The organism is Sulfurimonas marina (genome assembly GCF_014905095.1).
GTDB lineage: Bacteria > Campylobacterota > Campylobacteria > Campylobacterales > Sulfurimonadaceae > Sulfurimonas > Sulfurimonas marina.
In genome coordinates this window covers 674,832-696,766 of sequence record NZ_CP041165.1, presented here as the reverse complement: position 1 = coordinate 696,766, position 21,935 = coordinate 674,832, and the positions used below count along the sequence as shown (strand labels likewise).

Genomic DNA, 21,935 nt, shown 5'->3' with positions numbered 1-21,935 from the left:
ATTATAACTTAATTTACGAAATTTAACAAAAATAATTATTTATGTTAAATATTTTTTATCAATTTTTCTTTTAAGATCTTTTTTCCACTCTCAACACCCGGTTGATTGTAAGCATCAATATACATAAACTTCGCACATAATGATGTTAAAAGTTCATACTCATACATTAAAGCTGCAATTGCACTCTCACACATCCCGTCTATTGTAATCACATCACAAGGGATATCATTTACATTATTTATTGACTCTATTGTTGCATCAGCTTGTTTATTAATAAGTTTTGAAAACTCTAAATTATCAATATAATCTAATTCCTCTAAACCCTCTAGCTTAACAGGAGGAATTTTTAGATGGTTATAAAAATTTTCTACTTTTATAACTGTTACCGTTTTATCACGCTTACCTTCTATAATAAGCTGTAAAAATGAGTGTTGATCTATCGGTCCTATAATTCCGATAGGTGTTAAACCTTGTCTTGTGGAATTAATATCTACTTTTCCTAGAGATTCACCCCAAAGCTGGATATACCACTTGTTAAAACCTTCAAGTCTTGATGAGTAAGAGAACACTACATTGACGTTAAAACTGTTTTTATACTCAACTAAAAACCTTGCTTTGTTAATTAAACGCTTATAGAAGTTTCTTTTGTTAAAAAATGATTGGTGCACCATTTTTGCACCTTTTAAGAGATCGTCTATATTGATACCGACAATCGCCAATGGTAAAAGTCCAACAGCAGAGAAAACAGAAAATCTGCCACCTACATTTTTAGGAATCTCAAAACTTTTCATCCCGTTTGCATCAGCATATGTTTTTAGTTTTGAGTCATGCTCTGTAACTACAACACAGTTATTTTTATCGATAGATACAAGTGAATGGATATATTTAAAGATAGAGATAGTTTCAATAGTAGTACCAGATTTAGAGATAACAATAAAAAGAGTATCGTTGAGATCAACGTTTTCTAGTTTTGATTCTATGTCAATTGGATCGGTTGTTTCTAAAAAATAGAGTTTTTTAGTAAGCTCCTTAGAGTGTTTGAGGTACTTATAGATCGCATAAGTACCGAGTGTACTTCCCCCAATCCCAATCACTACAATATTTTTTTGTTTTACACCTTTAGCATACTCTTTATAAATACTAGGATCTTGCAGAGGAAGAGAATAATACCCTATCAATTCTTGTTCGTCTAATATATTATCAAAAATCTCTTCATCCGATATAGTGGGATTAAAATTGTGTCTATAATGCATCTTAGAGACCTTCTTTCTCTTTATTGTAAAAGTAGTTAGTAGCTTCGACAAAACCTTCTACACTTCCACAGTCAAACCTCTTTCCTTTAAATCTATATGCAATAACCATCCCTTTTTTAGCTTGTTCGCAAAGGGCATCTGTTATCTGTATCTCACCGTTTTTACCAGGCTTTGTATTTTGAATCATCTCAAAAATATCAGGTGTTAAAATATAGCGTCCTATTACAGCTTGATTTGAAGGTGCTTTATCATTATCTGGTTTTTCAACCATATTTGAAACCATAAAGACACCATCTTCAATCTCATTCCCTTCAATAACACCATATTTATGTACCTCTTCATTAGGTACCTCCATAGTAGCGACTATGCAACACTTATATTTATTGTAAAGGTCAACCATCTGTTTAAGAACTCCGTCACCATCAGGATTTACACAAAGATCATCTGCAAGAATAACTGCAAAAGGGTTTTGGAAACCTACTAGTACATTTCCTTTATAAATTGCATCACCCAAACCTTTCATCTCATTTTGACGAGTATATGTAAATGTACAATTTTTAATTATGTTACGAATCTCATCCAACATCTTCTCTTTAGATGAACCTTTGATCTGATGTTCTAATTCATAAGATATATCAAAATGATCTGTAATAGCACGTTTACCACGTCCTGTAATAATTGCCATTACATCACATCCAGCCTCCATAGCTTCCTCGACACCATACTGAATAAGCGGTTTTGTCAAGATTGGCAGCATCTCTTTTGGCATCGCTTTTGTCGCAGGTAAAAATCTTGTCCCGTAGCCTGCCGCCGGAAATAAACACTTTCTTATTTGATTCATATATACTACCTTTTTTCTAAATTTTTAGTTTAAATACTTTTGCACTTGGAGTGTTAATTACCATCTCATATAGCTCTTTATCATAGTTTTCCAGAACAAACAATTGTATGAATGTAGAGTTATATGTTGCTTCATCTACAATTAAAAACATGTTATATGATGCCATAAAAATAAGACTTATGTTTGATGTAAAATTAACCAATTTCGATTCTACATGTAATTTCTTATCTTGAGTATATGTAGTTTTTATAAATCTTCGAATAGGTAGGGTTTTATTTCCCAAAGTAAGTGTCAAGTTTGTTTTATTTAAAGAAATATTTTTTCCTAATAAAAGTTTCTCTCCACTATCCTTAAAATTGCTACTAGAATAAAAAAGAGGATGTTGCCCTTGTAAACCGTTCATTAAGTTAATATTCGAAAAATAAGTTACCGTTGGATAGATATTAATCATTCTAAACGGTAAATATAGATAAATATCTGTTGTTCTCTTTGGTAGTTTGATATCTTTTTCAAGCTCACTTAAAAAGAGATTTGTATTGTTAAATCCATAATCTATTGTCATTTGTTCAATATTTGAAAAGCGTGTTTGATTTTTATCACCTAAAAGTTTTTTCTCCGTATATTCTACATCTAAACGAGCCATCTTTGCAGCCACATCTTGAGGATTTGTTAATATAAAACTAACTGGGAAATTCACACTGCCACTATGTTTCGCACCATCAATAAGTGTCTGTGTATCTCCATAATATCTTATAGGGTACCCATAATCCCACCATGCTACAGTATAATCATTTGGAGATGTTAAACTATTTAGCTTCTCTAGTACCTTCACCTCAGCACTATTAAACACTGTTGGAATTTTATAGTTCTCTATATGTTTATAGTTTGGATATAAAATGGCCAATGTAAATGCAACTATAGAGAGATATTTTAATTTTTTTGTCGGCATTTTTGCAGCAAGTTCAGTAATTAAAAATGCTATACCAAATGCTAAAACAGGGACTGCATATACAGTAAACCTAAGCCCTCCAACATATGCTAAAAATCCAAGTCCTACAAGCGGTAATGAAAGAAGCATAATTCTGTGTTTAAAAAGCAGATATCCATATCCTAAAAAAGATACAATAAATACAATTACATTACCGCTTATACGATTAGCAAATGTTTCAAAAGGGATCTGTCCTGCTTCTCGAATTGTTTGTACAACAGTAAAAAAATGAAGTTGTAATCCTTTGTTTGCTACACTCACACTCTCTTTAAAAATATATCCTTTTAATTGTACCCATATAGGATTGAATCCCCCTGTTACAAAAAAAGTTGTAATAGCAGCTGCTAAAATATAATATACATATTTATCAAACTTTTCTTGTGTGAAGATATAAAACGATATTAATACTAAAGCAAGTCGTGTATAACCGTCTAGCCCCATCATAGCAAACATCATAATAGCAAGAAGTTTATAGTTAAAAATATTTTTTCGATCAAATACAAGTGTATATACAAGGATTAGACCAAAAAATGCAAACTCTAAAGAATAGCTTTGAGGATACCACCATCTATACACTAATATATCTAAGGCGGTTAAAAGCAGATAGATATTTTGGTCTGTCTTTACAGCCCAAATAATTGACCATAATAGAAACATAGGAAGAACAATATTTAGCATATCGGTATCATAATATCCTGCCATTGTACGGTTATAGTAACTCCATGCAATCGATGCTAAAAGTGCAGCTATTAGCCCCATTTCTAAATTTTTAAGTAGTTTTGCTATTAAAATAATAGGAATAACAATTAATGACGAGAGAAAAACAGGTAGATAAAAAATAATACTTTCAAAAGAGAATGGCAATATCTTAACAAAAAATGCAGTTAAAACTGCTGGTGCTTCTGTAACAGGGGTTTGATCAACATCTCTATAAGTTCCCCCAACTATATCTCTTGCACCTTCAGCCCATAAATAACCGTCATTTGTATTGATCATAAACTGTCCGTTAAAATGAAACGGTTCATACCCGTCAAACTGATATACCCAAATAAATCTCATAGCAATTGAGAATATATATGCTAAAACAATATAAAATATTGTTAACTTAGTCTCTTTTGATAATGTTTGCAATCTTATCCCTGTATGTAGAAATCTCTTGTATTCTATCATATTTGATAGCACCTTTGAGTAACAATTCATACTTTTTTACAAGTTCCTCTTTAATTTTTTCAATTTTTTCTTGTGTTTTTATTATTTGCAAAAGTTTTTCTAAAGTGATTATCCTAAACCTATCCATACCCCAATGTTTAAAGCTCAGCTGATCATCATGTCCTGCATATTTTGTTATAAGTTTTTTCTTAATTAAGACCACTTCATACTCTAATAAAATACGAAGCCAAAGATCGTAATCTTCACATACTTCTAAAGAAGTATCAAACAGACCTACCTTCTCAAACACTTGTTCATGAATAAGTACTGAAGATGGAGCAATATTACAATAAGACAAGTTTTCTGTAAAAATATCTTTTCCTATTTTTTGAAATTTTTTAGGAATCTTTATCTCTTGGTTATCTCTAATCCAAATCTCATCAGTATAACTCATCAATATTTCAGAATTTTGTTTGTGAAAATCAACTTGTCTTTGCAATTTTTCTTTCACAAAGAGATCGTCAGAATCTAAAAATGCGATCCATTCACACTTTGCATTTTTTATTCCTGTATTTCTTGCTGAAGAGACACCTTGGTTTTTTTGATAGATATACTTAATTTGTGGGAAGTCATTCTTTATTTGGGAAGTTTCATCGGCAGAGCCATCATCTACAACTATAATCTCTTTAGGCTGATATGTTTGTTCAAGAACAGAAGTTATTGCCCTTTTTAAAAAATTATAGCGGTTATAAGTTGGAATAACGACCGTTATATCCAACTACCAAACCTTAATCTCGTTATAGATACTGTCTCTCTCAACCGGTGTAAAACCGCTGTCTTTAATAAGCCCTACGAAATCATCAAGCTCAATCCCGTTTGCACTCTTCGCACCCGCAGCAGAGTTAATAGACTCTTTTTGGATAGTACCGTCAAGGTCATTTGCACCAAACTCTTGAGCAACAAGTGCCAAGTTCACCGTTGAAGTCACCCAGTACGCTTTTAAATTCGGTACATTGTCTAATACTAAACGAGAGATCGCCATAGTACGGAGCACTTCATCGGCAGTGATCGGATGCTCAATTTTCAGATAATTGTTTTCAGTCTGATATACAAGCGGAATAAAACAGTTAAATCCACCTGTTTGATCCTGCAGCTCACGAATACGCATCATATGATCGATTCTGTGTTCGCGATTTTCTACATGACCGAACAGCATAGTCACGTTTGATTTTTTACCGCGTTCATGCCATTTTTTATGGATTTCAATCCACTGATCGGAAGTTACTTTCCCTTTACAGATATAATCGCGTACCTTTTCATCAAAAATCTCGGCTCCACCACCAGGCATAGAGTCCACACCCGCTTCTACCATCATATCTAAGATCTCATCGTAAGTTTTACCATAATGGCGAGATAAAAAGTCAACTTCTGCGGCTGTCAATGCTTTTACATGAAGCTGTGGATATTTATCTTTAATCTTTCTAAAAATATCAAGGTACCACTCTATACCAGTATCCGGATTATGAGCTGAGACGATATGCACCTCTTTCACACCATCTTCAACGATCTTGTCTACGATTTCCATAATCTCTTCATGAGTCATAGTATAAGGGTTAGGATTTTTTCTATTTGCGGCATAAGCACAAAATTTACATACATCTGCACAAATATTTGTTGGATTTATATGACGGTTAATATTGAAGTATGTTTTATTGCCATGAAGTTCTTTACGTTTCTTATCTGCCATCTCACCGAGTATAAACAAATCTTCATCGTAAAGTTTTAGTGCTGTATCGAAATCTATTCTATCCATTTTTTTCCTTACCATTTTCTACTTTTTCTTCAAGTGTATTTCAAAATTTTTTTATTCTTTTAAGCCTATCTCGTGAGACTCAGACCGAAGGGAGGATTCGTCCTCTAAGAGATAGGGTTAAAAGAACTCCCGAGCAAGTATTTAAACTCCCGGAGCCTTCCACATTGAAGTCGTGATATTATCATCAACTAGCTTTAATTGTACTTCATAAGCACTTTGCCATTTTTCTTTTAGCTCGTCATAAACTTTTTTGTTCTCAAAATTCGGTGTCAAAGTTTTATCCCACTCTACTAACTTCTCAGACGCTTCCACCAAAGAGCTATAAATTCCCGCTCCAACACCTGCAGCCATAGCAGCACCAAGAGCAGTAGCTTCAGTCACTTTTGGGATTTTTACCGTATATCCCGTTACATCAGCGAGTATCTGTGACCAAAGAGACCCCTTACTCGCTCCACCTGCAAATACGATCTCTTTAAACTCAACACCGCTGAATTTTTTAATATTTTCCAAGTTAATGCTTGAAACTATCGCCGCATTTTCTTCTAATGATCGAAACATAGAGTACTTGTTTGATTTTTCACTATCAAGAGAAAGATTTAAAAAACTCGGAGATGCATGGTACCATTTTCCATATTTCATTTCATCTGAAAAGATAGGTAATATTCCATATGAACCCGCAGGGATCTCCATCGCTTTTTCTTCCATAATCGCATACACATCTTTTCTGCTTTTTTCAGCTTCCAGTTTTTCAAGATCGCAAAAAGCATCCCGAAACCATCGCATAATAAGCCCTGAAAAAAAAGTGATTCCCTCAGCTTGTGAAAGACCATTTACAACATGAGGATTGACACGTAATCCCATATCTTTAGGTGGTTTAACAGATGAACTAATGTTCACTACCTGCTGCCAAAAACTCCCGCCTAGAACTGCTACATCCCCCTTTTTCACTACGCCAAGTCCAGCTGTTCCAAGCTGCACATCACCCCCACCCATTACTACTTTAGTAGATTGGTCAAGTCGTGTTTGCTTTGAAGCTTCCAGTGTTACAGTGCCAACCACTTCACCAACTTCTAATACATGAGGAAAGATTGTATCTTTTAGACCAATTTCACTCGCCATATTGGCATCCCAAGTGCGATCTTGTAAACTAAAAATCCCTGTAGTCCCACCGTTACTTGGATCAGATGCGATCACACCTGAGAGTTTTGCAAGTATCCAATCTCCAATCATAGAGATAGAGGCAACTTTTTCATAAACTTCAGCTCTATTATTTTTCAGCCACAGAAGACGTGGCAAGGCACCGAGAGCAAAAGTTTGTCCACTTTCCTGGTAAAACTTCTCCTCTAAACCCTCGAAATTATTTTTCAGATACTCCACCTCTTTTGAAGCACGTGCATCAACATTTGCCACACCCCAAAGTTCATTACCTTCTTTATCATAAAGAACAATCCCCTCGCGCATACTTGTAGCACTAAGGGCTAATATATCTTTTGGATCAATAGATGAACAAGTGATCACATCTGAAATACACTCACACGTAAGCTGCCAGTTCGTTTGAAAATCAAAACTCATAGAGTTAGGTACACCTTCCTCTTCAAGATGTGTCCATTCTCTTTGAGAAACTGCGATCTGATTTCCTAAAGTATCAAAAAGTACTGCACGGACACTTCCTGTTCCGGCATCTATTGCAAGTAAGTATTTGTCCATATTATTATCCATTTTAGACTTTTTCCGTAATTTTTAGAATTATATTTAATAGGACAAATCCTCCCTTTGGTCTGAGCCTACGAAATACAATTCTAAAAACTACTACTGCTAGAGTTCTTAAATGATTACAATATAGCATTGAAAGAGATTTTTTTACAGACTCAGACCAACGGGAGGATTTGCTCTGTAAAAAAGTCTCTTTTAATGCGGCAAGAGTAAAAAAGCAAACTAGTTTTTTAGTTTAGCCTGCTCTAATTCCCAATACTCCATAGCAAAACTATCTTTTTCGCTAATGCTTACATAACCGCCTAACTTGTCAGCTTGTAATACCGCTTTCATAGTATGTTCAACTATATCATTAACGATATCAGCCTCTTTTTTCGTTGCTCCAAAAGAGATCACCGCTAAATTTTTGATAATCATATAATTTGGTGCAGGATTTAGCATCATCTCGCCATCTTCATAGCGCATATAATACTCTTCATACTCTTTTATGTAATTCTCAATTCCCGCTTCAAGATTTGTATCTTCCATCACAAGTGGGACACGTTTTGTACGAATTATATGCTCAGGTGTCAATACTCCACGAGATGCAAACTCTTTTAAATTCGGCTGTGAAGCGTAAAAAGATGCTAATGGTGATTGATTGATATTAAGATGAACTTCATACCCTTTGTATTTCGAAAATACTTTAGTAATTTTTGCAATATCACAACCACTGTGTTCGTAACTTCTTTGAATATCGAGTTCTGCATTTTCATCTAAAAATTCTTCCGCTTTTGTGACAGCTTCGATCATTTTATCGTAAGATTTTTTAGCATCGTTATCAAATGTAAAGATCCCGTGATTATGTAAAATAATCCCTTCAATCGAATCCCAGTCAAGTTCTTTTGTCATCTCATAAATCTGATGCGCTAACTCAAATCCTGGCATCACATAATCGACGATCAAAAAATTTGGATACAACTTTTCAATATACTCTTTACCTTTAACAGAGTTAGAGATAGTTACAACTGCATCTGCATGTGTGTGATCAACAAATTTGTAAGGGATAAGTGCATGTAAAATTGCCTCAACCGATGGGTTTGGCGCATCTTGATCCGTCATAGCTCTGCGTTGCAGGGTAACCATATCACTATCACTTAAACTCTCCAACTTCGCCATATCTAAAAGTGCGTCCATCTTAACAGGAGAAAAACCTTCTCTTTCAATATCCACAAGGTTCCAACCACTCCCTTTTACATATAACAGATCGTCCACTTTAACTGAAGTATTTCCACCGCCATGGAGTACAAGAGTGTCGTTTTTTCCTAAAAGGTTTGATGTATAAACTCTAAAATCTAAATCATCTTTACAATTTGAAGCGTTCTTTTCATTCCATAAATTTTTCATTTTTTATCCTAAAACCTCTAATTCATCTGTATATTTTTTTTCACAATACGGTTCATACGATGATTTGTACACAGCATAATGTGCAGAGGCTCTGTGCCCGTCAAGTGCTGCTTCATCCGCCCATGTTTCTATCGCCATAAATTTTCTTCTATTATTTTCATATTGTACGATCTCGTAAAAAACACAACCTTTTTCAGCTTTACTAGGTACTACCATTGCAGAGAGCAGTTCTTTCATTTTCTCTTCACAACCCTCTTTTGCTATAAATGTCACTCTTTTTGTAATTGCCATCTTTTTGTCCAATTTTTTAGATGATTATAGCAAAATTTGGTATATAATTAAAACCATGGATATATTATTACAGATTGAAAACATTATAGAAAACAATGGTTCAGACTTCGAACTTTCAAAACTTTTTAAACAGTACATAAAAGAATATAAGGACTCTTTAGATCAGCTTTTTGAAAAAAACCAAGGGAAAGATTTTCTTGTACGACATACAAAGAAACTTGATTCTATTATCGAACTAATGTACAAAACCGTACTCAGACGTACATTTGGAAACTATCTCCCTATGAAAAGTTCTATCCCTATTGCCGTTGTTGCACTGGGAAGTTACGGGCGGGAACAACTATGTGTCCACAGCGATATCGATCTTTTGATCGTCTATGAAGATGTTCATGGCTACAACACTGAACTTATCATTGAAAAACTTTTCTATTTGGCTCTTGATGCAGGGCTTAAACTCGGACACCGTGTACATGAGGTACAAGATCTTTTCAAAGCTTCAAATGAAGATATTACAATCAGAACTTCTTTAATGGAATCACGCTTTATCTGTGGTTCCTCTTTTACTTGGCATGCGACAACGCGCGAACTTCAGAAGATGAGACTCTACCAGCAAAAAGAGTTTATATTAAATAAGATAGAAGAAGCACAGGCTAGAAGAAAAAGGTTCTCAATCTCAATGGAACCGAATATCAAAGAGGGTGTCGGCGGACTTCGTGATTCACAGCTGATCTATTGGGTAGCTAAAACCATTTACGGAGTCGAATCTATAAAAGAGTTAAGCGGTGAGCTATTTACCGAGGAAGAGTATAGAGAGTATCGAATCGCTATTGAACTGCTTTTTAGAGTAAGAAGTGCCCTGCACCTTATAACAGGGAAACAAGAAGACACACTTAGACTTGAACATATACCACAAGTGACAAAACTTTTAGGATTTTCAAATCAGAAAAAACTTTCAACTAAAGTGCTTGAAGCAGGTTGGCGTGTCAATAACTTTACTCAAATATTTGTGAAAAAAATGGTACGTAGTTTTATCTACGATAAGCATAACATTACAGAGTTCCGAAAATGTAGAATTCAAAAAGGTATCTATAAACGTGAAGATAGAATTTTTGCATCATACAATCTCAAACCGAGACCTATAAATGAACTTTTAGAGTTACTCATTAATTTAGAGGATCAAGACTATAAATTTGATGCCGGTTTTTTAAATCAGTTTACCTATACTACTATTTCCCATCCACTCAGACAAAAAACATATACCCTGATTAAAAAGCTTTTGAAAAAAGAGCATATCTATTCATTTTTAAAACTTTTTTATGATGCGGGAATACTGCATGAACTGTTTCCTAATTTTAAAAAAGTACTGCATCTTCCGCAATTTGACGGCTATCATCATTACCCTGTAGATCTACACTCTGTAAAATGTATAGAAGCACTTGAAAATATTAAAGAGCCTTTTATCAAAGGTTTATATGATGCAATGGATGAAAAAGAGAAGTTTTTACTTAAAATAGTTGTCTTTTTACACGATAGCGGGAAAGGGAGAAAACAAGACCATAGTGAAGTGGGAGCGAAGCTTGTAGCACAATTTGCAAAAAAAATGCAGCTTGACGGAGAAGACACTTCACGTGCTATTACACTTGTGAAACACCATATACTTATGAGTTCCGTTGCTTTTAAAGACAATATCCATAATGAAAAAACACTTTATAAATTTATGTCAAATGTAGGTGATGAAAAGAACCTCAAACTTCTTTATGTGCTTACATATGCAGATATAAACGGAGTTGACGGAGTTGGAGGAAAAACATATACGGCTTTTAGTGCAAAACTCCTTTATGAACTCTACACGAGTGCTTTAGAGGTTGCACAGAACAAAGAGCGTATTACAGATGCGAAAAAACGTATTAGTATAGAGAAAAAGGTAAAAAATCTCGAAGAGTTTAAAACACTTCCAAGAGTGTTGCAAAATAAAATCCTGTCTGTTGTTTCTAACCTGTTTTTCTTTAAAAATACACCGCAAAATATTATAAAAATAGCACAGCAAGCACAAGAAACAAAAGAGTATACATATAATATTAAAAATGAGAACTCTTTAACTATCGAGATATTTAGAAGAATTCCTTTGAATGTAGGCTATTTACTCTCAACACTTTCACATCTTGATGTTGCTTCAATGGAGATTTTCACCCTTTTTGATAATGTCAAATATTTTAAAATTGATTTTAAATACAATGTTGATCCAACCATAATTGAAGATATAAAAACGATGGTTGAGGATGCTTTCGATATGTCTAAAGAGGTAAAACTACGCGATATAGAGATTAAAAAAAGTGATATTACTATCGATTTTGATCATTCTCTAACCGATGCTGAAATCAATATACAAACCAAAAATCAGATCGGACTTCTTGCCTACGTGATGCATAAATTTGAGCAACTAAACATTAATATCGTCAGTGCAAAAATACATTCGAGTAAATTTAAAGTTAGAGATAGTTTTTTAATGGAAAAACAAAATAATATATGTAATAATGCTGATGAAATTTACAAATTTTTAACAAAATAAGTTTTTTAGGGTTGTACATATGTGTGGAATAGTTGGATATATAGGAAAAAATAATACTAAAGAGATTTTATTAGACGGTTTAAGAGAACTTGAATACAGAGGGTATGACTCAGCAGGAATAGCAGTTTTAAGCGATGGTGAATTTAATAACTTCAAAGCGGTAGGCAAGCTTGTCAATCTTGAAGAGAAAACAAAAGATTTTAAGACGGAACATTTTGCAGTTGGAATTGGACACACAAGATGGGCTACACACGGGAAACCGACAGAGTTAAATGCACACCCCCATTTAGGTGAATGTTCTTATGTCGTTCATAACGGTATTATTGAAAATTACGCAGAGCTCAAAAAAGAGTTAGAAGCTGAAGGTGTAAACTTTTTAAGTCAAACAGATACGGAAGTGATCGTACACCAGTTTGAAAAAAACCTCAAAACTGCCTCATCAGAATTTGAAGCGTTTGAGACAACAATTTCACAGCTTCAGGGTGCTTATGCTATTTTGCTTGTAACAAAATCAAAAGAAGATACTATATTTTTTGCAAAACTAGGCTCACCTATGCTTGTAGGAAAAAATAAAGATCATGAAAAATATTTTGCATCTTCAGATACTCCTTTAATTGGCCATTGTGATGATGTAAACTATTTTGATGACGGTGATTATGGGTATGTAACACCTGATGAGATCAAGATTTTTAATAAGAATAAAGAAGAAAAACAACCCCATTTTACTAAACTACCAACAAATAAACTCTCAGCCCAAAAAGACGGCTATCGCTTTTTTATGGAAAAAGAGATCTATGAACAAAGTAATGTTATTACAGATACTTTACTTGGAAGACTTGGGACTGATGACATTATCTTTGAAGAGTTAGACCCGGAACTCTTTAATGGAATTAATGAAATCAAGCTCTGTGCTTGTGGAACAAGTTACCATGCTGCTCTTTCAGCATCATATCTTTTTGAGCGCTATGCAAGAGTGAAAACTTCTGTAGAGATAGCTAGTGAATTTAGATACCGTGAACCTATCATGACAAAAGACACTCTTTTTGTTGTAATCTCTCAAAGCGGTGAAACTGCAGACACGTTAGAAACATTAAAAATGGCGAAAAATGCCGGTTTAAAAACACTTACTATATGTAATGTTGACAACTCTTCTATGGTAAGACTTTCAGATGCAACAATTTTAACACGTGCCGGTGTTGAAAAAGGGGTTGCATCAACAAAAGCATTTGCTACACAAGTTACAATTTTTTGGATGCTCTCACTTCATTTGGCAAAACTTAGAAGCACTATGGATAATGGGGAGATAATAAAACAGATTGAGCTTATTCGTCAAATCCCTGGTGCAGTAAAAGTTCGCGACGAGATTCATGAAAAGATCAAAAGACTTTCAAAAAGGTATCTGCATGGACACGGATTCTTCTTTATAGGAAGAGATATTTTCTATCCATTAGCGCTTGAAGGTGCTTTAAAATTAAAAGAGATCTCATATCTTCATGCAGAAGGTTACCCAAGCGGAGAGATGAAACACGGTCCAATTGCCCTTGCAGACCCTGAACTTTTTACAATTGCGCTACTACCTGAACATATGTTATATGAAAAATCAAAAAGCAATGTTGAAGAACTCAGTGCACGAGATTCAACAATTTGTGCTATCAGTCCGTTACAATTTGAAAAGGCTGATGACTTTATTGCCACAAAAAACCACGAATCTTATATGTTAGAGTTTTTTGAGATGATGGTTGTGGTACAATTGCTTTCATTAGAGGTTTCTATAAGATTAGGTAATGATGTAGACATGCCTAGAAACCTCGCAAAAAGTGTTACAGTGGAGTAAATTGTATGGGAACAAAGTTTAAGTTATTATTTATAGTTACAATCATGTTGCTGGCATTAGCTATTGCTACAATAGTAAATGTATCTCTGAACTTCAGAGAATACAGTATTAAAGGTGCTACCGAAAAAGCCACTATGACAGCTGCTATTGTTAAAGACGGTTTGACTGCTCATATGGTAAACGATATGATGGATAAACGTCAATATTTCTTAGACCAAATCTCCAATAACCATAGTGAAGTAAAATCACTCTGGATTGTACGTTCACCTCAAGTAACAAAACAATATGGTGCAGGCTTCCAGAGTGAAACACTTCGTGACGATATAGATAAAGAGGTTTTACAAAGCGGTAAAATAGTTCAAACTATTCAAGAGGGAACGGATTCTATTATCTTAAGAGTTTCAGTTCCATATGTAGCAACCACATCTCAACCAAACTGTTTACAATGTCACAATGTACAAAGAGGTGAGACACTGGGTGCTATCAGTATGGAATTTGACATTACAAACATGCGTAATGCAGGTATGGTAACTATCCTAAAAATTCTTGCTATTAACCTTGGATTTATTGTAATCGTACTCTTTTTACTAAATCATTACGTATCTCCGTATATGAAACTTTTCTCAAGTATGCAAGAGGGTATTACAAAAGCTTACAGCGGTGACTTTACACACAAGTTTTTTACAAATGTAAAAGGGGATGCAAGACATATTGCAGAGCAGCTCAATACTCTATTTAGCAAAATGCAAGAAACATTTGGAAATATCAAGTACAATCTTTCTACATTTATCCCTCAAGGGTGTGTAGCTTCAAAAGATCCTCTGCAGGAAGCAAAATCTATTATAGGTGAGCTTTCTGATATATATAAGTTTAAAAAGACCATAGAGTTGGATATTGATAAAGAAACTGTATATAAAAGAATTATTGATGCTCTAGAGTATAAATTTGATATTCATGAATTTGCATTTTATCAGGTTAATCAATCTTCTCACGAGAGAAAGCTGATCTATTCATCAACTGATAAAGCGATGTGTAGTGATCATGTAAATCATAATGCGAACCTATGTCGTGCATTTAGAACACAATCAGATGTAATTTCTACAGAGTATATAGATCTTTGTCAAGCATGTCATAAACAAGATGGTTTTTATGTTTGTATCCCATTTAGTATTAATGATGAGTACAGTATTGTACTTAACATTGCTGCAAAAAATGAGAGTGAAGTAAGTCAAATAAATGCAATGACACCAAGTATTAAAAACTACTTTGAAGCTGCAAAACCTGTAATTGAAAGTAGAATTCTTACAGCTAAACTACGTGATACCTCTTTAAGAGATGGGATGACAGGTTTATACAATAGAAGATTTTTAGAAGAGTTTATCGATCAGGTAATCTCTCAAGCAAACCGTAAAGATGAAACATATACGGTACTAATGCTTGATGTTGACTTCTTTAAAATGGTAAATGACACATACGGACATGATCTAGGTGATAAAGTTATTGTAGAGCTTGCTAATGTTCTCAAAAAAAGTATTAGAGAAGCTGATTTAGCGATACGTTATGGTGGGGAAGAGTTTTTAATACTACTTCACAACGCAACGTCTGAAGGTGCTTTAAATGTTGCCCAAAAGATCCACCAGTCGTTTGCTGCACTTACTTTTGAAGTTGGTATGGGTGAAACAATGAAAAAAACAATTAGTATCGGTATTGCAAAATATCCTAGTGATGCTGACAGTATATGGAAAACAATCAAGTTTGCAGATACTGCCCTTTATGAAGCAAAAAATACAGGTAGAAATAAAATAGTAGAGTTCCAAGCAGATATGTTTAAAGGGGAAGATTTTTAATCTCTCTCCTCTCTCTTTCTCTAACTGCTTTAAAACAGTTTACCATCTCCCATAAACAAAAGTCATTTACTAACTTCCTACCCATACAAAGTATTACAGAAGTATTGTTTTAGAAAATTAAAAAGTTGTGATTTCAATATTTTGATTTATATATAAAAGAAGAAAAAAGTAGTAGCATGTAGCTGTCACCTTAGTGACAACCACATCCTGTTCCGCAGCTTCCGCCACTTGATTGTTGTGGTGCAGCTTGTGAAGCTCCGCCAGTTGAACATGCACTTACACCTGGAGGTGTAGTTGGTTGAACAGCAGCGTTATCTACACCGCCTTTTTCATTGATATCTTCAATGAAAGCCCAGATAGACTCAGCAGCTTTCATATAACGTTTTGCACTTTCACTCTCAGGTGCTACAAAACTTACAGGTTTCCCTTCATCACCACCAGTTCTAATAGCTGGCTCGATTGGTACTTCAGTAATTACTTCAGTATCGAACTCTTTTGCCATTGGCTCAGAAGTCCCTTTACCGAAAATATCGTACTCAACACCAGTATCAGGTGCAATGAATCCACTCATATTCTCAACGATTCCCGCTATTGGAATGTTAAGTTTTTTGAACATATCAAGTGAACGACGAGAGTCATCTAATGATACAGTCTGTGGAGTTGTTACAGTTAAACCGGCTGTTACAGGTACACTTTGCGCTAAAGTAAGCTGTGCATCACCTGTTCCCGGTGGCATATCGATAACTAATACATCCAGTTCTGACCATAAAATGTCACGTAAGAATTGCTCGATAGCCTTCATAATCATAGCACCACGCCAGATTAAAGACTGTCCCTCTTCCATAAGTGAACCCATAGACATCATCTCGATACCATAAGCTTTAATTGGAAGAACTTTATTCCCGTTTACTTCAGGTTTCACATCAGATACACCAAGCATACGAGGAACGTTTGGACCATAGATATCTGCATCTAAAAGGCCAACTTTTTTACCCATTTTTGCTAATGATACAGCAATGTTTACAGATGAAGTAGATTTACCCACACCACCTTTACCAGAACTTACCATTAGGAAGTTTTTCACTTGTGGAGCGATGTTTTTACCACGAGATGAAGACTCTCTTGGCATTACAGGCGCTTTAATGTTTACATTTACATTTGCTGCACCTGCTCTTTTTAGCTCTGTAGTAGCTTCATCAGTAATTTGTTGTGCTACTTCAGGAGCTGATGAAGTGATATCAACAGTAAAGCTAACATCACTTCCGTTAATTACAATATCTTTTACAAAACCAAAAGTCACGATATCCTTAGTAAAACCCGGATACATAACTTTTGAAAGTGCTGATTTTACAATTTCTTCAGTCATTCTATTTTCCTTTAATTTAATTTCATTAAATTTAAGGGAACCTTTTTATTCCCTTTTATACGCCAAAGGAAGTAATTCCTTTGCCTACGCTAACGCTGAGTTCTCCTCGGCGGAGAGCCCTCGGCACTTTGTGCCTTTGTGCCACGTTTGTGGCAGATATTTTAGTTACCTAGTGAGCTTCCGCTAATTTCGCTTCCTCAGCAATTTTTGCGATCGCTTCAGGATTATCCATAATATCTTGTGTGATTTTATAAGAACAGAATTTCGGTCCACACATTGAACAGAATTCTGCTTCTTTAAACACATCCTGAGGAAGAGTTTCATCGTGGTACTCACGAGCTCTTTCAGAGTCAAGCGCTAATTCAAACTGTTTTTCCCAGTCAAACGTATAACGTGCATCACTCATCTCATCATCAACATCTCTCGCACCTTTACGTCCGCGAGCAATATCAGCAGCATGAGCTGCAATTTTATAAGCGATAATACCTTCACGAACATCATCCGCATTTGGAAGACCTAAGTGCTCTTTTGGAGTTACATAACATAACATAGAAGCACCGTGCCATCCACCAACAGCAGCACCGATTGCAGATGAGATATGGTCATATCCAGCAGCAATATCAGTTACAAGCGGTCCAAGAATATAGAAAGGTGCCTCATGACAAAGCTCTCTTTGAATCTTCATATTACGTTCAATTTGGTTGAGTGGAACGTGTCCAGGACCCTCGATCATAACTTGAACATTTTTCTCCCAAGCACGAAGTGTAAGCTCACCAAGAACTTTTAACTCCCCTAACTGTGCATCATCAGAAGCATCAGCTAAACAACCCGGGCGAAGTGAATCACCAAGAGAAAGAGACACATCATATTTAGCACAGATATCTAAGATATCATCAAATGCTGTATAGAAAGGATTCTCTCTATGGTAGTGCATCATCCAAGCAGCCATAAGTGAACCACCGCGAGATACGATACCCATCTTACGTTTTGCAACTTTCGGCATAGTTTCAAGTAAGAAACCAGCGTGAATAGTAAAGTAAGATACACCTTGTTTTGCTTGACGCTCTAATACTTCAAGCATAACTTCAATTGAAAGGTCTTCAATCTTATTATTAACATCGTGTAAAATTTGATAGATAGGTACTGTTCCGATAGGAATCTTAGAGTTCTCAATAACCGCTTTTCTGATCTCATCAAGATCCCCACCAGTTGAGAGGTCCATTGCAGTATCTGCTTTATAGTGCTGTGATACTTGAACTTTTTCTATCTCACCCTGAACATCTGATGCTATTGCAGATGAACCTATGTTTGCATTGATCTTACATTTAGCTGCAAGACCGATAGCCATTGGTTCTAGTGCAGTGTGATTCACATTAGCCGGGATAATAAGCCTTCCACGAGCTATCTCACTACGAACTAGTTCAGGAGACAAGTCTTCGATTTTTGCGACATATTCCATCTCTTGTGTAATAATGCCTTTTTTAGCGTAATACATCTGTGTACGAACAGAATCATTCTCACGCTCTTTTACCCATGAAGATCTCATAACTTCTCCTAAAAATTTTTATATATAGTGGAAATATAGTCAAATAAAGTTAATTTAACCTAAAAAAAAATGTAAAAACCATCGAATAATCTTCTACTTTAAGATTTAAAAAGTTTTTGATCTGTATAATTTCGTAACACTTTTAAACATCAGGAGACTTTTTGTCTAACTTGACACTTGTATTACTTGCTGCTGGAAACTCGACCAGATTTGAGATGGAAGTTAAAAAGCAATGGCTGCGTATTGAAGATAAACCGTTATGGTACTATGTTGCACAAAATTTTGAAAAAACACAAAATTTTTCAAAGATAATTATCGTTGCTTCAGATGAAGATATTACATTTATGAAAAATTATGCTTCATACCATTTTGTAGTAGGTGGTACAACAAGACAACAATCACTAAAGAATGCGTTATCTCATGTTGATAGTGAATATGTTTTAGTAAGTGATATTGCTAGAGCATGTGTAAGTGAAGAACTTTTAAACAACATTATTAAGAATCATACTGACGCAGATTGTATTGTTCCCTATCTTAAAGCGACAGATACTATAGTATATGATAATGCTACTATAGATAGAGATAAAGTTAAACGCTTACAAACACCGCAACTCTCAAAAACAGAAGTTTTACGAAGTGCTCTTGAAACAGAAGAGGAGTTTACTGATGAAAGTAGTGCTATCGTTGCACACGGAGGTTCAAGAAAACTCATTTTAGGTGATGAACAAACACATAAGATCACTTATATTGAGGACTTGAACAAAATACCGTGTTTAGAAGCACCATCAAATGATATTTTAACTGGAAATGGGTTTGATGTTCATGCTTTTGATGATAAAGGTGAAATGTGGCTAGGCGGAGTAAAAATCGATTCCGATTTTGGATTCAAAGCACATAGTGATGGAGATGTAGCGATACATTCCCTTATAGATGCCCTGCTAGGTGCTGCCGGAATGGGAGATATCGGAATGATGTTTCCAGATAATGATGATCAATATAAAGGGATAGACTCTAAAGAGTTACTCAGAAGAGTTGTGACAAAAATAAATAATTTTGGCTATGTAATAGTCAATGTTGATCTCACTATTGCGGCACAAAAGCCACGTATAGGTTCATATAAAGATAAGATGAGAGAAACTCTTGCATCTGTTATGAAAATTGAAAAGTCTAAGATCAATGTAAAAGCGACAACGACTGAAAAGCTTGGATTTATAGGAAGAGCTGAAGGTGTTGGCGTTTGGTCAAATGCAAATTTAAAATATTTTAATTGGAAGATATAAAGTGAAGATATTAATTATAGAGAATGAAGTATATTTAGCACAAAGTATAGCGACAAAGCTAGGTGAACTTGGACATGTATGTGAAATGTGTACATCAACAAAAGATGCGATTCGTGGCAATAATTACGATGTAGTCCTTTTATCTACCAATATCAATGGTCAAGATTTTAACCCTGTTATTGAAACATTTAAAAACTCTATCGTTATTTTAATGGTTTCATACATTAGTAACGATACAGTTTCTAAACCGTTAAGTGCAGGAGCAAAAGATTATATTTTAAAACCTTTTATGATCGAAGAGCTTGTAAGAAAGATAGACCATTATCAAGATTATGAAAGATTGAAAAAGCGTAATTTAGCATATGAAAAATATCTTGACTATACATTTGCAAATGCTAAAAATGAAATCTCTTTGGAAAATGTGGAACTTCCGCTCTTTATCTCTTCAAATTTTCAAAAATATGCAGATGCTTTTGCATTTGAATATGCTAAACAACAGAACCTACCTATACATTTTGTAACACTTAGTGATCCAAAAGCGTTAACAGAGATCGAAAACCTCCCACAAAACAGTATAATTTATCTTATAGATTATCAGGCTTTGAAGAAAACTGATAAGAAAAACTTTTGTGAACTGATAGCGGATAAAAAAGCGATCATATCTTCAACAGATAAGATCGATGAAGTTGAGCACAGAATTATTGAGATAAAAAGTGAGAGTAACGTATTTGATAAGAATGAGATACTCCCAATTGAAGACTATGTAAAATATATAGTATTAAATTATCAAGATAAGTACCCTGACACTGAACTTTCTAAAAAACTAGGCATCAGTCGTAAAAGCTTATGGGAGAAACGTAAGAAATATGACATCATCAAGAAAAAATAAAACCCTATATATTGATAAAGAGGCTGCTTCAGCATTAGAGTTGGTAAAAGACGGTTTATTACTACCGGTTACAAAACTAATGAATGAAGCTGAATCTAAAGAGGTTCTGCGTACAGGACTTATTGATGGTAAAACTTTCCCTTTCCCATTTATTTTAGCTCCATCAGGGAAAAAAAATGAAGAGGTGATCAAGTCACTAAAAAAAGGTGAAGAGGTCCTAATACTTTGTGACGGTGAAGAGTATGCAACATTAATAGTTGAAGAGTTCTTTGCGATCGATCCAAAAGAGCGTGTTAAACAAATCTATGGTACAGATGATCCTTCACATCCTGGTGTTATGACTACATTTAAAAGACTTGGAAATTTTGCTTTATGCGGTGAGTATGAAATCATTAACAAAAAACCGAATGAATCTAAAGAGAGTATTGAAAAAGCAAAAGAGTTACTCGGTGCAAAACATGTAACTTCACTGGTTATGGGAGCTAACCCACTTCACCGTGCACATGAGAAACTGATTCGTCAAACATTAGAGAATACAGATCTTTTGGTTATATTCTTACTGAAGCCTTACGATAATGCAAACCTTAGTTTTGATATTAGAAAAGAGGCACTTGAGTACTTTATAAACAACTATCTTCCAAAAAGTAAGGTTATCATCGTACCTTTAGAAAACAGTTATATTTTTGCAGGCTATAATGAGATCATCATTGATGCTATTGTTGCAAAAAATTATGGATGTAATAGACTAACAATCGGGCGTAACCATGCCGGACTTGGAATGTTTTATGATTGTAATTCAAATAAATCTATTGTAGACAGAGTAATGGGAATCGATATAGATATTACTGTTGCAAGTGAATATGTTTACTGCGATCAATGTAGAACACTTGTAAGTAAAAACACATGTCCTCACGGACAGCATCACCAGATCTCTTACCATGCAGATTCGATTTTAGAGATACTTGAGTATGGACTTTTACCGCCTGCGGTACTTATAAGAAAAGAGATCTCTTCGTTTATATTATCGAAACTGTTTGTCAACCGATTTAAAAATCTTGAAAAACTCTACTACGATACATTCCCTGTAACAGGGCTTCTTGAAGAGCATACGGAAAAAGATTTTTATCTTGAACTGATGAAACTTTATCAAACAACTTCACTTACATAAGG

16 protein-coding genes are annotated in these 21,935 nt (G+C 34.7%); 6 read left to right on the top strand and 10 right to left on the bottom strand.

Going from position 1 to position 21,935, the window contains the following annotated elements; all coding sequences use genetic code 11:
* Window positions 1-44 precede the first annotated feature (44 nt).
* From FJR03_RS03635 to FJR03_RS03600, 8 genes are all read right to left on the bottom strand, one after another.
* Window positions 45-1,253, bottom strand: a complete 1,209-nt coding sequence (locus FJR03_RS03635; protein WP_193114298.1) for a glucose-6-phosphate isomerase — start codon at window positions 1,251-1,253, stop codon at window positions 45-47.
* 1 nt (window position 1,254) lies between these two features.
* Window positions 1,255-2,094 (bottom strand): UTP--glucose-1-phosphate uridylyltransferase GalU, encoded by an 840-nt coding sequence (gene galU, locus FJR03_RS03630; protein WP_193114297.1) that lies wholly within the window; start codon window positions 2,092-2,094, stop codon window positions 1,255-1,257.
* Between the two features lie 16 nt (window positions 2,095-2,110).
* The gene (locus FJR03_RS03625) at window positions 2,111-4,213 is read right to left on the bottom strand and encodes an STT3 domain-containing protein (RefSeq protein WP_193114296.1); all 2,103 of its coding nucleotides are present in this window, start codon (window positions 4,211-4,213) and stop codon (window positions 2,111-2,113) included.
* Window positions 4,188-5,009 (bottom strand): glycosyltransferase, encoded by an 822-nt coding sequence (locus FJR03_RS03620; protein ID WP_193114295.1) that lies wholly within the window; start codon window positions 5,007-5,009, stop codon window positions 4,188-4,190. Before FJR03_RS03620 ends, FJR03_RS03625 begins: the two co-directional genes overlap by 26 nt.
* On the bottom strand, window positions 5,010-6,044 hold the full coding sequence (gene mqnE, locus FJR03_RS03615; protein ID WP_226962172.1) for an aminofutalosine synthase MqnE: 1,035 nt from the start codon (window positions 6,042-6,044) through the stop codon (window positions 5,010-5,012). It abuts the gene before it with no gap.
* A gap of 141 nt (window positions 6,045-6,185) precedes the next feature.
* Window positions 6,186-7,751, bottom strand: a complete 1,566-nt coding sequence (gene lsrK, locus FJR03_RS03610; protein ID WP_193114293.1) for an autoinducer-2 kinase — start codon at window positions 7,749-7,751, stop codon at window positions 6,186-6,188.
* A 228-nt stretch (window positions 7,752-7,979) separates the two neighbouring features.
* Window positions 7,980-9,143 carry a class II aldolase/adducin family protein gene (locus tag FJR03_RS03605; RefSeq protein ID WP_193114292.1) on the bottom strand — a complete coding sequence of 388 codons (1,164 nt, stop codon included), beginning with the start codon at window positions 9,141-9,143 and terminating at the stop codon, window positions 7,980-7,982.
* 3 nt (window positions 9,144-9,146) lie between these two features.
* A complete protein-coding gene (locus FJR03_RS03600; RefSeq protein ID WP_193114291.1) occupies window positions 9,147-9,434 on the bottom strand; it encodes a putative quinol monooxygenase in 288 nt (95 codons plus the stop codon).
* 55 nt (window positions 9,435-9,489) lie between these two features.
* On the opposite strand from FJR03_RS03600, the gene FJR03_RS03595 reads away from it, so the two are divergent.
* The 3 genes from FJR03_RS03595 to FJR03_RS03585 are packed head-to-tail and all read left to right on the top strand — an operon-like array spanning window position 9,490 to window position 15,684.
* Window positions 9,490-12,003, top strand: a complete 2,514-nt coding sequence (locus FJR03_RS03595; RefSeq protein WP_193114290.1) for a [protein-PII] uridylyltransferase family protein — start codon at window positions 9,490-9,492, stop codon at window positions 12,001-12,003.
* 19 nt (window positions 12,004-12,022) lie between these two features.
* Window positions 12,023-13,837: a glutamine--fructose-6-phosphate transaminase (isomerizing) gene (gene glmS, locus FJR03_RS03590; RefSeq protein ID WP_193114289.1), complete on the top strand. Its 1,815-nt coding sequence runs from the start codon at window positions 12,023-12,025 to the stop codon at window positions 13,835-13,837.
* A 5-nt stretch (window positions 13,838-13,842) separates the two neighbouring features.
* Window positions 13,843-15,684 carry a GGDEF domain-containing protein gene (locus FJR03_RS03585; RefSeq protein WP_193114288.1) on the top strand — a complete coding sequence of 614 codons (1,842 nt, stop codon included), beginning with the start codon at window positions 13,843-13,845 and terminating at the stop codon, window positions 15,682-15,684.
* A gap of 190 nt (window positions 15,685-15,874) precedes the next feature.
* Here FJR03_RS03585 and FJR03_RS03580 read toward each other — a convergent pair whose 3' ends face one another.
* Together FJR03_RS03580 and thiC are read right to left on the bottom strand one after the other, a co-directional pair.
* Entirely contained in the window at window positions 15,875-17,050 is a 1,176-nt protein-coding gene (locus tag FJR03_RS03580; protein WP_193114287.1) for an Mrp/NBP35 family ATP-binding protein, read from the bottom strand.
* A gap of 169 nt (window positions 17,051-17,219) precedes the next feature.
* Window positions 17,220-18,596: a phosphomethylpyrimidine synthase ThiC gene (gene thiC / locus FJR03_RS03575; protein ID WP_193114286.1), complete on the bottom strand. Its 1,377-nt coding sequence runs from the start codon at window positions 18,594-18,596 to the stop codon at window positions 17,220-17,222.
* 161 nt (window positions 18,597-18,757) lie between these two features.
* Here thiC and FJR03_RS03570 point away from each other — a divergent pair, with 161 nt between their 5' ends.
* From FJR03_RS03570 to FJR03_RS03560, 3 genes are read left to right on the top strand one after another with little or no spacing between them, the layout of a single operon-like run.
* Window positions 18,758-19,876 carry a bifunctional 2-C-methyl-D-erythritol 4-phosphate cytidylyltransferase/2-C-methyl-D-erythritol 2,4-cyclodiphosphate synthase gene (locus FJR03_RS03570; protein ID WP_193114285.1) on the top strand — a complete coding sequence of 373 codons (1,119 nt, stop codon included), beginning with the start codon at window positions 18,758-18,760 and terminating at the stop codon, window positions 19,874-19,876.
* A 1-nt stretch (window position 19,877) separates the two neighbouring features.
* Window positions 19,878-20,765 carry a response regulator gene (locus FJR03_RS03565; RefSeq protein ID WP_193114284.1) on the top strand — a complete coding sequence of 296 codons (888 nt, stop codon included), beginning with the start codon at window positions 19,878-19,880 and terminating at the stop codon, window positions 20,763-20,765.
* Window positions 20,743-21,933 carry a sulfate adenylyltransferase gene (locus FJR03_RS03560; protein WP_193114283.1) on the top strand — a complete coding sequence of 397 codons (1,191 nt, stop codon included), beginning with the start codon at window positions 20,743-20,745 and terminating at the stop codon, window positions 21,931-21,933. The genes FJR03_RS03565 and FJR03_RS03560 overlap by 23 nt, the downstream gene beginning before the upstream one ends.
* Window positions 21,934-21,935 lie beyond the last annotated feature (2 nt).

Coding starts and splice junctions, on each gene's coding strand:
- FJR03_RS03580 (WP_193114287.1), bottom strand. CDS start 17,050: ATGACTGAAGAAATTGTAAAATCAGCACTTTCAAAAGTTATGTATCCG.
- FJR03_RS03595 (WP_193114290.1), top strand. CDS start 9,490: ATGGATATATTATTACAGATTGAAAACATTATAGAAAACAATGGTTCA.
- FJR03_RS03585 (WP_193114288.1), top strand. CDS start 13,843: ATGGGAACAAAGTTTAAGTTATTATTTATAGTTACAATCATGTTGCTG.
- lsrK (WP_193114293.1), bottom strand. CDS start 7,751: ATGGACAAATACTTACTTGCAATAGATGCCGGAACAGGAAGTGTCCGT.
- thiC (WP_193114286.1), bottom strand. CDS start 18,596: ATGAGATCTTCATGGGTAAAAGAGCGTGAGAATGATTCTGTTCGTACA.
- mqnE (WP_226962172.1), bottom strand. CDS start 6,044: ATGGATAGAATAGATTTCGATACAGCACTAAAACTTTACGATGAAGAT.
- galU (WP_193114297.1), bottom strand. CDS start 2,094: ATGAATCAAATAAGAAAGTGTTTATTTCCGGCGGCAGGCTACGGGACA.
- FJR03_RS03600 (WP_193114291.1), bottom strand. CDS start 9,434: ATGGCAATTACAAAAAGAGTGACATTTATAGCAAAAGAGGGTTGTGAA.
- FJR03_RS03605 (WP_193114292.1), bottom strand. CDS start 9,143: ATGAAAAATTTATGGAATGAAAAGAACGCTTCAAATTGTAAAGATGAT.
- FJR03_RS03560 (WP_193114283.1), top strand. CDS start 20,743: ATGACATCATCAAGAAAAAATAAAACCCTATATATTGATAAAGAGGCT.
- glmS (WP_193114289.1), top strand. CDS start 12,023: ATGTGTGGAATAGTTGGATATATAGGAAAAAATAATACTAAAGAGATT.
- FJR03_RS03635 (WP_193114298.1), bottom strand. CDS start 1,253: ATGCATTATAGACACAATTTTAATCCCACTATATCGGATGAAGAGATT.